This is a genomic window from Flavobacteriales bacterium (genome assembly GCA_016715895.1).
In the GTDB taxonomy this organism is placed as follows: domain Bacteria; phylum Bacteroidota; class Bacteroidia; order Flavobacteriales_F; family PHOS-HE28; genus PHOS-HE28.
The window spans coordinates 1,364,038-1,377,336 of the sequence record JADJXH010000004.1; the positions used below are offsets into that span (position 1 = coordinate 1,364,038).

The following is a 13,299-nucleotide window of genomic DNA, read 5'->3' on the forward strand; positions in this document are numbered from 1 at the left end:
TCAGGTGGCCGTGAGCAGGGGCATGTCCACCTCCACACGGGTGCCGACATCCAGGTCGACGTACCGGAACCCGGCCTTGCCGCCATGCTGCTTCTGCACCAGGTCGAGCCGGCTGCGCGTGATGGCGGTGCCCAGGCTGGTCTTCTTGATCGGATGCCCCTGCGGGGTGGGGGGCGCCGCCTTCCGGCCCACGCCATCGTCCTGTATGATGTACGTGAGCTGCCCGCCCCGGCGTTCCACCCGCAGGGTGATGTGGCCTTTGCCCTCCCTGCCCGCCATGCCGTGCCAGATGGCGTTCTCCACGAAGGGCTGCACCACGAGGGGGGGCACGAGCACTTCGTCCTGGTCCACCTCGGGGTCCACCTCGACCGAGTAATCGAAGGAACCGCTCCGCTGCCGTTCCAGGTCCATGTAAGCCTTCAGGGTGTCGAGGTCGTCACGCAGGGGTACTTCGGCATGGCGGCTGTTCTCCAGCACGCTGCGCATGACGCGGGCGAACTTGGTGACGAAGCTGCCGGCCCGGTCCGGGTCCTGTTGCTGGATGTACGCGTGGATGGAGTTCAGCGCGTTGAAGATGAAGTGCGGGTTCATCTGGCTGCGCAGGGCCTGGGTCTCCAGCTGTGCGGCCTCACGCTCGAAGCGCTCTTTCCGCCGGCGGCGGTCTGTTCGGAACCAGAGGCCTGCGGCTGCAAGGACCATCAGGGCGGCGCCTGCGGTCATCACCAGATTCCGGCGTTCGCGCTCGACCTGGAGCACCCGGATGCGGGCCTCCTGTTCCAGCTCACGGATCTGATGTTCCTTGCCCTGGGCATCGTAGAGCTCTTGGAATTGGAGCATCAGGCCGCGTTCCTTGACTCCCAGAAGGCGCCGCTCGGTGCGGTAGGCGGAGTCGCGCATCTGCAAAGCCTCCCGATGGGATCCCAATTCACTGTAGGCCTCCGAGAGCGCGGAGACGAGCATGAGGATGCTGGCATCATCCTTGGTCCTACGCAGTGCATCCTGCGCTTCGTACAGGTGTTCGAGAGCGGAATTCCGGTCCCCGCGACGGGCCAGGCACAGGGCCGTTGACGCATGGACCGAGCCGACCAGATAAGGTCCGAGTTCGCCTTGCTCCCTTTCCTTCTCCGCCTCGCGAAGCGCAACGTGGGAGGTCCGTAGCGCACTGTCACATCGCCCCAGATGCACATATGCGCGGATCAGCTTGGCACGCAGCTCGAATTGTCCATGTGTCACATGCATGCGATCGAGATCGGATAACATGTCGCGACCGATGCGCAGCATGAGTTCGTCATCGTGCATCTGTTCGGCGACGTCCATGAGCTTTGCACGGATCCCGAACAGGAACAGCCCGTTCCGCGTGCTTGTGTCCAACGCCTTCTCCAGTTCGACACGCGCCTCGGAGAAACGGCCGAGCTGGAAATAGGACCACCCCAGGGTCTCATTGATGCCCGATCGGGATCTCGCCAAGTTGGCGCGCAGGTCGGGCCTTTCCTGCCACTGCGCCAAAACGGATGGTGACAGCCAACGCTGGGCCTTGGTGGCCCATTGCAGTGCAAGTGGGGGGTTGGTCTCTGCGAACTGCAGGCCTGCGAGGGAAAGTGTCGTGACGAGGCCGATGCTGTCGGCCAGGGCTTCATGTAGCACGAGGGCCCTTTCGAACCGCGTCCTCGCCGAATCCCACCAGGCTCCGGCCTCACCCCGAGCATCGCGCATGAGATCCAGCTCCGCCATCGCCCTCCATGACCTGGCTTCCAGGTCCTTGTTGCTTGCCTTTTGCGCGAGCATCAGGGCCTTGCGATGGTAGTAGGTGCTGGAGTCGATGTTGAACGATCGGTGAGCCTGGGCCAGCCGTATCAGCGTGGACCATCGCTCCACCATGTCCGTTGCAGAGGCCAGCGCGATGCGCAGGCTGTCGACTCTCGACAATGGGGCGCCGGCGCGGATGGATACAGGCAGCATCAGGATCGCGGCGATCGCAATGAGTTTGCGGCATGCGTTCAACATCGAGGGCATCCTTATCGGTGTTTGGTCCAAGATAGCGGCCGGTCCCGATGTGAGGCACGCGAATTAGGACCCTGTGCTCCGGATCGCGGGCCGACCCCGCTCAGCCCCTCCCGTTCCGCCGCAGTTCGTTCCAGTACCGGTGGTGGATGCGCCGGGCCAGGTCCAGCAGATCATCCGTGGTGATGCGGGCGCCGTGGAGTTGGATGGGCCGCTTCTCCTCGAACACACGCCCTTCGTCATCCACCGTATACACGCCGGCATAGGGCGGCAAGGGCATGGGCTGCGGCTTGCGGTACACGTCGCAGGGCATCGCGAAGCAGAAGTAGTTGGGGCGTCTGCAGGTGACCTCGCCGCGTGCATGCCTGTCCAGTTCACGGGCTTCGGAAGAGGTGGGGCGCACGCCTTCCGGCTTTTCCTGAAAGGCCCCGTTCAGCAACATGCCCTGGCTGTGCTTGGGCTTCAACAGGTCGTTGCGCAGGTCGTTGCGGCTCACCTTGATCTCCACCTCGCACACGAACCCTTCACGGGTAACGGTCAGCAGATCGCTCTCCCAGGCGTAGTAGGCCACGTTGGGTGTGATCCATTGGTGCCCGAGGTGTTGGGCGAACAGGCGCATGTGCCAGGCGATGTCGGGGGCGGTCAGCACGTGCACAAGGCTACGAAGCCCATCGGGTTGCGCGGCGCCCCCTACCTTTTCGCCATGCCCGGCAAGCGCATCCTTCTGTGCCTCGCTCTTTCCTGGGCCCTGGCCCCCCTTGGGGCACAGCCTGTGGATGTGGTCGTGGACGAGGTGGACACCCTGATCCGCGGTGCCGAGGTGGTGTCCTTGCGCGAGCTGCGCGAGCTGCTGACGGATGTACCCGGAGTGGGCCATGAGGTGCCGGGCATGGACCTGATGGTGGAGTGCTCTCCGGTGCACACCGTGTTGGATGATGCGTCGAATGCCCTGCGCGATCTTGAGGACAGCACCTGGGCCGCCGTGTCACGCGTGAAGCGGGATGACCTGCGATCCCTGACCGGTGTGCACTGGGTGCGCCTTCACCTCGTCGCACGTCCGGAGCTGAAGGATGCACCCCTTCTTCTGCGTGTGGTCTGCAGGGCCCCGTTCGAGGTGTTCATCAATGGCATGCGGACCAGCGTGATCGATGAGCTGCCGCGGTGGAGCGTCGGTTCCTTGATGCCGCGCTCGGACTCGGTGACCGTGGTCGAGGTGCCCGTGCGCTTCGCGGCCGATGGCAGGGTGGAGGTGATCGCGCTGCGCCTGACGGGAACACCGGGAGACGCCCTTCAGCAACTCGGCTTGCGCGTCACCTTGCACGCGGCGGACCGGGCGTATGCCGTGCAACGAACGACCTTCCACTACGGCATCTTCATCGGCATCAATGCGATCATCCTCGTCCTGTCCCTGCTCATCTGGATGGACGACAAGCGGGATCGGGGCTGGGGCCTGCTGGCGCTGCTATCCCTGGCCTCGGTGCTGGCCACGGTGGCCGAGGTCGGCGGGGAGCAACGCTTGCTGGGGCTCCAGGATGGCACTGCGGGCATGCTCGATGCGATGGCCACCGTGCTTGTGCCCTGGCCCTTCTTCCTGTTGATCATGGTCCTGCGTCATCTCCGTGGCGACGCGGGCGTTCGAGGATCGCGCCGGTTCACCTGGATGGTGATGGCCATGACGGTGACCCTGCTGGCCTTCGTGGCCGCGGTGCAGGCCGGTCTGGCCCACACCACTGAAGGCCTCAGCTTCACCAACACAAGCATCCCCCTGGTGATCGGCGCTCTTCTTGGAGGGCTCGTCATGGCCGTCGGCATGGTTTGGTTCACCATCGAGGTGGTGCGATCAGGGGTCCGTCTGCTGAGGTCCGGAGGATATGAACGCTGGGTGGGTGCCGGCGCGGTGGCCTCGCTGCTGCTCACGCTCGTGCTGCAGATGGGCAGTGAGTTCACCGGCATGGCGTTGAGCGGTTGGTTGTCCACCCTGGCGGATTATTGCGCGTACGTGGCCGTTCCCGTCAGCGTGGCGGTCTATCTCGGCATCCGGTCGGCGCACCACAACCGCCTGGTGGCCCGTCAGCGCGATGAGCTGGATTCGGAGGTGAAGGAGCGCACGGCCGAGCTTCGCACCGAGAAGGAACGGTCCGACGCGTTGTTGCTCAACATCCTGCCCGCCGAGGTGGCGGAGGAATTGAAGGCGAAGGGCGCCGCGGACGCCCGCCACTTCGACAGGGCCACGGTGCTGTTCACGGACTTCCGGGGGTTCACGCAGCTCAGTGAACAGGTGGGGCCGGCCGAGCTGGTGGCGGAGCTCAACGCGTGCTTCAAGGCCTTCGACGCCATCATGGAGCGGCACCGGGTGGAGAAGATCAAGACCATCGGCGATGCCTACATGGCCGCCGGCGGCCTGCCCGATCCGGCGCACGGCTCACCGGCCGATGTGGTGCTTGCGGCGCTGGAGATGCAGGCCTTCATGGTGCGGCACAAGGCCGAACGGGAAGCGCAGGGCCAGCCGTGGTTCGAGATGCGCGTGGGGATCCACAGCGGTCCGGTGGTCGCCGGCATCGTGGGGGTGAAGAAGTTCCAGTACGACATCTGGGGCGATACGGTGAACACGGCTGCGCGCATGGAGAGCAGCGGCGAGGTGGGCCGGGTGAACATCAGCGAGGCGACCCATGCCCTGGTGAAGGAGGTGCCGGGTCTGGTCTTCACCCCGCGCGGGAAGGTGCAGGCCAAGGGCAAAGGGGAGCTGGAGATGTATTTCGTGCACCGCAGTGCCGAGGCGATCTCAGCCTGATGGCAGGCGGGATCGGGAGGTGTGATCGCGCTACACCAGGCCCTCCCGCAATGCCACGCTGATCGCACCGGCCATGCCCTTCACCTGGAGCTTCTCGTAGATGTGGCTCACGTGGGTGTTCACCGTGGCATAGGTGATGCCGCACTCGCCGGCGATCATCTTGTAGCTGTACCCGTCCACCAGGTAGCGCAGGATCTCCAGCTCGCGTTCGGTGAGGTGGAAGTCAACGGACCTCAGGGCGGTGTTGCCGCGTTGCGCGAACAGCTGCAGCACCCTGGCGGCCACCACCGGGGTCATCGGAGCGCCACCCTGGGCCACTTCGATGATGCCATCGATCAGCTTGGTCGGCGTGGTCTGCTTCAGGAGGTAACCGTTCGCCCCGGCGAGGATGGCGTGGAAGATCTTGTCGTTGTCCTCAAAGACCGTCTGCATGAGGATCTTCAGGTCCTTGAACTGTTTTCGGATGAGCGAGACGCCGGTGATCCCATCCACATGCGGCATGTCGATGTCCATGAGCACGACGTCGGGGTCGGTCTCGGCGATGTGCCGGACCACCTGACGACAGTCGGGCCAACTGCCCACGAAGGTCATGCCCTCCGTGGAGTCGATGAGCAGGCGCAGTCCTTCACGCCGTTTGGCGTTGTCATCGAAGATGGCCACCCGGAGGTCCATGATGCGAAGCTATCCGACCTGCTGTCCATCCTGCCTCATTGGTTCCAATGACCTTCTGCCGGAGGTCGGATCGAACCGGAGCTCCACCGTGGTGCCCTGTCCCGCTGCGGAGGTGATGGTCAGGGTCCCGGGCAGTTCGGCGGCGCGCTGGCGCATGTTGATCAGCCCGTTCCCCCCTCCGGGGCTGTGGCTGTTCGAGCCCGGGTCGAACCCGACCCCGTCATCGTTCACGTGCAGCACGATGCATCGGCCATCGCGGGACAGGGTGATCCGCAGGTGCGCGCAGCCGGAATACTTCACGGCGTTGTTCACCGCCTCCTTGAAGATGAGATACAGGTTCTTGCGCTGGGCCATGCCCAGACGCCAGGTCTTCAGGTCCTCCTCCGCCTGGAAGGACAGGGCGCACTCCCGCGCTTCGGTCGCGCCCACGGCAAAGGCCATCATCCGCTTGATCACGCTGGCCATATCGTCGTTGTCCGCGTTCACGGCCCACACGATGTCGTTCATCACCTCCATCACCTGAGTGGTGTTCTCCGTGATGCGACCGAGGATATCGCTGGCTTCCGGTGCCCTGCCCCCCACCTTGCGTTGTGCCACGGTGCTCAGCAGGGATACGCTGCTCAGTGTGGACCCGATCTCGTCGTGCAGGTCCCGTGCGATGCGTTCACGCACACGGACCACTTCCACGGCGCGGTCCAGGCGATAGCGGTAGAACGAATAAACGGTGGCGAGCGCGACAAGCGCGGCGGCGATCCGGAACCACCATGTCCCCCACCACGGAGCATCGATCTCCACCCTGAGGCGGGCCCCGTCCGGGTCCCACACCCCCTTGCTGTTCCGTCCCTGGACCTGGAACGTGTACCCTCCGGGGTCGAGGTTCGTGAACGTCGCCGTACGCTCGGTCCCGGACTCCACCCATTCGTCGCTGAGGCCGAGGAGACGGTATCGGAACGTGTTGCGCATCGGATCGGAGAGGTCCATGCAGCTGAACTCGAACGTCAGCATGCGTTCGTCATACGGGAGCGCGATGGATGATGAAAGGTGGACGGGTCGGTCGAGGACATCCGGATGGCTTGCCTCGCTCACGCGTTTGTTCATCAACCGAAGACCGGAGATCAGGGTCGGTGATGGCTCTTCCGTACCATGGAACCGCTCCGGGTCGAACCAGGTGATGCCCTCCATGCCGCCGAAGAACAACAGGCCGTCAGCGCTTCGTTCGGCACTGTACCGATTGAATTCATTGCCAGCGATCCCGTCGGCCGAGGTGTAGGTCCTGGTGGCTCCGGTGCGGGGATCGAACCGGCTGAGCCCCCTGTTCGTGCTGATCCACAGATGGCCTCTGCGGTCGCTCAGAATGCCGTAGATCACGTTGTTCGGCAGGCCTTCGTCCAGCGAGTACCGCTCACACCGTCCGGTGGCCATGTCCATCTTCGCCATTCCGCTTCCGGCCGTGCCGATCCAGATGTAGCGCTCCGGCGCTTCCGGGTCGAGATGAAGGGAGAACACGACGTTGGAGGGGAGTGACGTGGGATCCCCGGGGATCACTGTGAACCGCCGCCACTCACCGGTCGAGGGCCGAAGGGAAAGCACACCAAGGTCCGAGCCCATCCAGATCGAACCGCCGGGGGCCACCTGCCAGCTGGAGATTCCTCGTCGCGTGCTTCCCTTCACCGGCGCGGGGAAAAGGAAGTGGGCCACGCGTTCCCCGGTCCGTGTGTCAAAGGCCGAAAGGGCGGTGTCCTTGTCGGTCGTTCGGCCCGCTGTGCACACCCATATCGTGTCGCCGACACCGGGGAACACGTTGATGAAGTAGTCGTCCGGGCCCTTGGTCATCGTGGTGATGGACCCGTTCGCGGGATCGAGGCGGTACAGGTGTCGAACGTTCGGCGCACCACGTCGGATGCCGCAGAACCAGAAGCGGCCCTGCGGGTCGCGGACGCATCGTTTCCAATCCGCCTGAAGTCCATGGCTCGCCAATGCTTCCGCCAGCCCGGTGGACCGGAGCGGCCTCACCGGGTCGTTCAGGACCTTGAACTCGTCGGCGTTGACCAGCATCCGGCCCTCCAGATCGCAACTGACGATCTCCGTGCAGCCGACCTCTCCGGTGTCGTCGCTCCATCGATGGAACCGCTCGGCCAAGGGGTCGTACTTCACCAATCCATGGCCCGTGGTGCCACACCACAGGATGCCCATGCGGTCCATGGCCCATGAAGCGAACCACGCCAGGGAGAGGACCCGGCCGTTCTCCAGGACCGGCTGCAGGTAGGCGGTGGTCCGGTCCCGCAGGTCCGTTCTGAACCAGGAACCCTTGCCGGTGAGGCCCCAAAGCCGGTCCTTGTTGTCCAGGAACAGTCGGGACTCCCTGCTCTGCATCTGTTCGATGAGGATGGTGTCCATCGCGGAACGGTCCGCGGCATCGAACACCACGATGCGATGGTCCCAGGAGAGCAGGATGCGGTCCGCCTTGCCGTTGGTCACGAGCTCCGGGAAGAACACATTGTCGTCGTGGGGCCAGGGAATGGGAATGGTGATGCGCTCGGTCATTCGGCCGTCGCTCCAGGAGAACACCCTGAGGTCCTGTTTGCCAAGCAGCCACACATCACCGTTGGCCGCGATCTCCATGTCCCGGAGCCCGGCCGTGCTCACCTCCCCGTATAGGTCGCTGAGCCGCTGAAGCCGTGGAGTTCCGTTGATGGATGCAGCATCGGAAAGCACGATGAACACGGTGCCGAAGAAGCAGTGGATCCAGATGTCGCCGCCCGGATGTTCGGCGATGTGCACGACGGTCGGAACGGTCTGGTCCTCTGCGGACACCGGGACATGCGTGAACCGGCCCGTCGTGGGGTCAAGGACATCCACGCCCTTGCTGTCCGTTCCGATCCAGATCCGCCCGCGCTTGTCCTGCATGAGGCTTGTGACGTGGCTCTCGGAGATGGTCGAGCTGTCCTCCGGATCATGCCGGTAGACCACATGCTCGTACCCGTCGAACCGGTCGAGTCCATCCTTCGTGGCGAACCAGAGGAATCCGGACCGGTCCTGAAGAATGGCCCACACCATGCCCTGTGGCAACCCATCGTCCACGGTGATCAGCTCCGCCGGGACCCTGCGGGCGGGTAACGATGGTTGTTGCGCCACGGCCAGGGTGGCGAGCAGGTATGCGGCGATCGCGAGTCGCATGAATGGCGGAAGTTCGGGATTATCAGGCTGCCCGCGCTGATGCCCTGTACTGTTCCCGCGGCACGCACGTCGTGCCCGATGATCTCCAGGTACCGGCTGGGTTCGCCGGCCATTTCAAGCCCCCGCCTTTGTCATTGGGACCAATGATGCACCAGGCTGAAGGTCATTGAGATGGAGGATGGACACGGCACGGTGGCCGGGGTTCTTTTGCCGCGTGGCTTCACGATCAACACTTGACCCCAATACCATGAGATCACTTCGTACTCCGCTCTTTTCCTTCATCCTGCTGCTCCGCATGTCATCGGTGACCGCTCAATGGACGGATGTGGTGAACAACAACATCAACTTCGAGTTCCGCTCGGACCAGACCAGCTTCACGGGAAGCGACGATGGTTTCCCCACCTACGACGCCGAACCCACCGTGCGCAATGATTTCTGGGTGAGCAGCCTTGGTTGGTACGGATGGGTGTGCTCGAACTGGTCGACATCCTCTGTCCCTTATCAGGGTGACCCGAGCGGCACCTATTTCTGGGGGACCAACCATCCGTTCACCGCGGAATTCCAGATCACGCTCCAGGCGTGGGAATCGGACAATTCGGACCCGTGCAGCTACACCTCCGGTGATGACGATTTCTGGAACGGGAACGCCATCCTTCGGGACGGGAACATCCAGATGCCGATTGTTTACCCGAGCACCGACTTCCGACCGTGCACATGGAACCCGTGGCTGGCCTCTGGCACGGGCTGGATCTTCCCGAACGCCGGGGTCTGGAACCAGATCTGGGCCGAGACATGGCGCTATTCCGCCGGCGATGTGGCCTCCGATCCGCTCAGCTTCGGCACCATCACCGCAGGCCAGACGAAGGCTGACATCAACGCGAACCGCTCTGTTCCCGTGTCCAGCAGTGCACCGCTCCAGTATGGAGATTCCTACGGGGAGTCATCCGCTGACGTGTGGTATTCCTTCACTCTGGATCAGGCTGCCACGGTCACCATCAGCACGGACGATCCGGTGACCGACTTCGATACGAAGGCCTATTTGTTCTACGACTTCGGGAACATGATCGCCTCGGATGACGATGGCGGCACGGGCGCCACCTCGCTCATCTCCACGGCCCTTTGCGCAGGTACCTACAAGGTGTGCGTCGAGGGCTTTTCGTCCAGCACGGGTCTGTTCCGCTTGTCGGTCACGGCGGGACCGCTGGACGCGCTCTCTCTGGCCACAACGAACATCACGCCGGTGAGCTGCGCGGGCGCGACCGATGGGGCCGCCAGCTGGTCGACCGGGGGTGGGGTGGCCCCGTTCGAGTATGTGCTGGACGGGAACAACATCGGTGGAGCGACCTCGGGCGGTTCGCTCGGGTTGGGTGCGCACACCGTGATGGCCGAGGATGCATGCGGATCGACGACCAGCATCACCTTCCAGGTCGACAATGGTGACAGCACCCCGCCGATGGCCGTATGTCTGGGCGCGCTCGCGGTGGATGTGGTCGACCAGCAGACCACCATGCTCGATCCGGCGGAGGTGGACAACGGGAGCACCGATGACTGCGGTCCGGTCAGTCTGAGCGTCTCGCCAACCGGTTTTGATGTGAACGATGTCGGGTTGGTGGATGTGACCCTCACGGTGACCGATGGGAACGGGAACACCAGCACCTGCATCTGTGTGGCCGTGGTCCAGAACGTGACCGCGATCGGGGAGTCCGGCTCTGACGGTCGGATCCTCGCCGTACCCAACCCGACCGATGGTCAGGTACGCCTCGATCTTTCGGCACTTGCGGTCGGCAGCGATACCCGATTGGAGCTTCTGGATGCGCTCGGTCGCTCTGTACAAGGTGTCCGGGCCGTCAGTTCCATCATGGACCTCGATCTGGGGCAGTTGGCCGACGGCGTGTACACGGTGCGGCTCATCGACCCGAACTGGCGGTCATCGACGCGTCTGGTGCTGCGTCGGTGACCGGAAGTGGACCGTACATGGAAGGCCCCGGTCGGCGACCGGGGCCTTCCATGCGTGTTCCGCCGGAAACCCCGACCTTTGCGGCCCGAATTCCCGAGCCATGAAGGAGATCGCTGAAAGCCGCGCCCTGTTGGGGGCCACCGCGGACCTGTCGCTGAAGGAGCTGAACGGCCTTTACAAGAGCCTGATGAAGCAGCACCACCCCGACCGGTTCACGGACGAGGGGGAACGCGCGTCGGCCGAGGCGATGAGCCAGCGGATCATCGCGGCCTATAAGCTGCTCGAGGGGTTGCATCCCGAGACGCGGGCCGCCCGGGCGGAGGAGTTCGAGCGCACCCTCGCGAGCGGCATTGCCGGCTGGAACTACAAGGGGCGGGTGCTCAGCCTCACCTTCGGGGATGGCAGCGAGCATGCCTTCGTGGGTGTGCCGGCCAACACCTACAACAAGTTCGTGGCCACGGATGCGACCCCCCGCTTTGTGCGGCGCCATCTGATAGGTGCTTTCCCGCAGCGTCGCGTCAGCAGCGCGGTGACCGTCTGATCGGGCTTTTCGACCACCGGATCGGCACATGTCGCCCCCTCGCTTATCTTGGGGGCATGCCACGGTCCGCCGCAGGAACACTTCAGTACCGCCGAACTGGCAGGGCGGCGATGGAACGCGTGACCAGGCTGCGCGGGGGTAGGTCGCGGGCAAGGCGTGTGGCCTTGCAGTGGCGTGATGGGGCCGGCGAGCTCCACATCGCCGAGCTGTCAGCGGCCCAGAGCTGGCCGTTCCTGCGGCGTACGGTGATGGCCTGAGCCTATCGGCCGATGGAGGCTTGGTCGGCCTTCACCACCTTGAACTCCGTGCGCCGGTTGGCCTGGTGCTCCTCTTCCGTGCACTTCACGCCATCGCCGCACCCGTTGACCAGCCGCTCCTCGCCGTATCCCATCGCATGGATGCGCACGGGGTCGGCGCCACGACGGATCAGGTAGTTCACCGCGCTGTTCGCGCGCGCGTCGCTCAATACCAGGTTGTACGGCACGCTGCCACGGGCATCGGTGTGGGCGCTGAGCTCGAAGCTCAGGTGCGGATTGTCGTTGATGAGCTGCACCACGCGGTCAAGCTCCTTCGCCGCGTCCAGGCGGATGTCCCATTTGTCGTAGTCGTAGTAGATGTTGTTCAGCACGAAGCTCTGCCCCACCTGGGCGCCTTGCAGTTGGATGCCGTGGTGCAACGTGTCGGAGCGCAGCAGGCCTTTGGTGCTCACCTCGATCGAGCGGGTCAGGTGATCGGCGTGCGCGGCCTTGATGCGGTAATCGGTGTTCGCCTTCAGCGGGAACGAGAAGGCCCCGTTGGGACCGGTGATGGCCGTGACATCCTCGTTCAGCGTGAGGTCGGTCAGCGTCACATGGACGTTCGGCAGGAACAGACCGGAATCGCCCGTCACCTCGCCTTCCACGAAGAAGGTGGGCTCATAGGCCCAGAACACGTACACCTGATCGCTGCCTTCGCGGTTGCTGCTCAGATAGCCGCCCTGTTCGGTGCTGTCGAGCACCAGGCCGAAATCGTCGAACGGCGTGTTCAGGGGGGCGTTGAGGTTGCGCGGCGTGCTCCAGCCTTCGTTCTCCGGATGCGTTTCGAACATGTCCAGCCCCCCCATGTTGCGGTGCGCGGTGGAGGAGAAATACAGCGACTTTCCGTTCACCACGGGGAACAGCTCATTGCCGGGGGTGTTCACCGTGGGTCCGAGGTTCACCGGTGCGGTCCATCCGGCGCCGCGATCCTCGCTCATCCAGATGTCGGTGCCGCCAAGCCCCCCGGGACGGTCGCTCACGAAGTACATCGTGCGCCCATCGGCGCTCAGCGCCGGATGCCCGGTGCTCCAGTCGGGACTGTTGTAGGGGAAGTCGATCAGGTCGCCCCAATGCCCTGCGCTGTCCAGTGTGGCGCGGAACAGCATCAGATGGCTCGTGTTGGCGTCGTCCTTCATGAGCCTGCGCTTCAAATAGTCGCTGCGGGTGAAGTAGAGCGTGCGTCCATCCGGGGAGAGCACGGCCGGCCCTTCGTGATAGGGGCCGTTCACGACGCCGGGGAGCGGTACGGCCTCGGTCCAGGTCACCACCGTGCGCTTGTCCACGGTGTAGAGGTCCATGTATGAGAGTCCGTCCCAGGGATCGGCCTTGGCGGCCGGCGCGGGCCGTTCTCCCACCAGCAGGAGGCCCTTGCCATGGGGCCGTGGACTGAAGGCCGTGGTGAGGCCGGGCAGGGTGAGGCGGTTGACGATGTAGCGGGCGCTGTCCGTGTAGAACAGGGCCACATCGCGCGTGGAGGCGAAGAGGTCCTGTGCACGCCGGTCCTCGGGTGTCTCTTCCAGCACGCGCAGGAAGAGCGCGGCCGCGGCATCGGTGCTCCCCGTGGAGAGCAGCACCTGTCCGTAGTGCAGAGCGGTGTCACCGCTCAGGCGGAGCGTGGCGTCGGCGAGCGTATAGAACTCGCGGGCCCTTTGCGGGTCGTTCTGCCGGAAGAGCGCTTCGGCGAGCCGCACCTGCACGTGGCGGACCGGGGCGGTTCGCAGGGCGCGGTCGAAATGGTGGGAGGCCTTGCGGTATTGCATCAGGTCGAAGGCCTTGTCGCCCTTGTGCAGGTGCAGGCTCGCGCAGGAGGTCAGCAGGGCCGCGCCGGCCAGAAGGAAGGTGTGGCGCACGGTTGGGCTCATGA

The 13,299-nt window shown here is 64.4% G+C and carries 8 protein-coding genes; 3 read left to right on the plus strand and 5 right to left on the minus strand.

Features of this window, described 5'->3' with window-relative positions:
- Complete coding sequence (locus IPM49_14610) at positions 1-1,959, minus strand: histidine kinase (protein ID MBK9275754.1); 1,959 nt, start codon at positions 1,957-1,959, stop codon at positions 1-3.
- 145 nt (positions 1,960-2,104) lie between these two features.
- The gene (locus IPM49_14615; GenBank protein MBK9275755.1) at positions 2,105-2,650 is read right to left on the minus strand and encodes a hypothetical protein; all 546 of its coding nucleotides are present in this window, start codon (positions 2,648-2,650) and stop codon (positions 2,105-2,107) included.
- Positions 2,651-2,704: 54 nt separating this feature from the next.
- Here IPM49_14615 and IPM49_14620 point away from each other — a divergent pair, with 54 nt between their 5' ends.
- Positions 2,705-4,792, plus strand: a complete 2,088-nt coding sequence (locus tag IPM49_14620) for a hypothetical protein (protein ID MBK9275756.1) — start codon at positions 2,705-2,707, stop codon at positions 4,790-4,792.
- 30 nt (positions 4,793-4,822) lie between these two features.
- Here the strand turns inward: IPM49_14620 and IPM49_14625 are convergent, their stop codons facing one another.
- Both IPM49_14625 and IPM49_14630 read right to left on the minus strand, forming a co-directional pair.
- The gene (locus IPM49_14625; protein MBK9275757.1) at positions 4,823-5,464 is read right to left on the minus strand and encodes a response regulator transcription factor; all 642 of its coding nucleotides are present in this window, start codon (positions 5,462-5,464) and stop codon (positions 4,823-4,825) included.
- A gap of 9 nt (positions 5,465-5,473) precedes the next feature.
- On the minus strand, positions 5,474-8,641 hold the full coding sequence (locus tag IPM49_14630) for a hypothetical protein (GenBank protein ID MBK9275758.1): 3,168 nt from the start codon (positions 8,639-8,641) through the stop codon (positions 5,474-5,476).
- Between the two features lie 247 nt (positions 8,642-8,888).
- On the opposite strand from IPM49_14630, the gene IPM49_14635 reads away from it, so the two are divergent.
- The gene (locus IPM49_14635; GenBank protein ID MBK9275759.1) at positions 8,889-10,598 is read left to right on the plus strand and encodes a pre-peptidase C-terminal domain-containing protein; all 1,710 of its coding nucleotides are present in this window, start codon (positions 8,889-8,891) and stop codon (positions 10,596-10,598) included.
- A gap of 100 nt (positions 10,599-10,698) precedes the next feature.
- Complete coding sequence (locus IPM49_14640) at positions 10,699-11,139, plus strand: KTSC domain-containing protein (GenBank protein MBK9275760.1); 441 nt, start codon at positions 10,699-10,701, stop codon at positions 11,137-11,139.
- Between the two features lie 259 nt (positions 11,140-11,398).
- Here the strand turns inward: IPM49_14640 and IPM49_14645 are convergent, their stop codons facing one another.
- Positions 11,399-13,297 carry a PD40 domain-containing protein gene (locus tag IPM49_14645; protein ID MBK9275761.1) on the minus strand — a complete coding sequence of 633 codons (1,899 nt, stop codon included), beginning with the start codon at positions 13,295-13,297 and terminating at the stop codon, positions 11,399-11,401.
- Between the last annotated feature and the right edge of the window lie 2 nt (positions 13,298-13,299).

What these genes read in the sequence shown, in the direction of transcription:
- IPM49_14645 (MBK9275761.1), bottom strand. Translation starts at nt 13,297, where the DNA reads ATGAGCCCAACCGTGCGCCACACCTTCCTTCTGGCCGGCGCGGCCCTG.
- IPM49_14640 (MBK9275760.1), top strand. Translation starts at nt 10,699, where the DNA reads ATGAAGGAGATCGCTGAAAGCCGCGCCCTGTTGGGGGCCACCGCGGAC.
- IPM49_14610 (MBK9275754.1), bottom strand. Translation starts at nt 1,959, where the DNA reads ATGCTGCCTGTATCCATCCGCGCCGGCGCCCCATTGTCGAGAGTCGAC.
- IPM49_14620 (MBK9275756.1), top strand. Translation starts at nt 2,705, where the DNA reads ATGCCCGGCAAGCGCATCCTTCTGTGCCTCGCTCTTTCCTGGGCCCTG.
- IPM49_14630 (MBK9275758.1), bottom strand. Translation starts at nt 8,641, where the DNA reads ATGCGACTCGCGATCGCCGCATACCTGCTCGCCACCCTGGCCGTGGCG.
- IPM49_14625 (MBK9275757.1), bottom strand. Translation starts at nt 5,464, where the DNA reads ATGGACCTCCGGGTGGCCATCTTCGATGACAACGCCAAACGGCGTGAA.
- IPM49_14635 (MBK9275759.1), top strand. Translation starts at nt 8,889, where the DNA reads ATGAGATCACTTCGTACTCCGCTCTTTTCCTTCATCCTGCTGCTCCGC.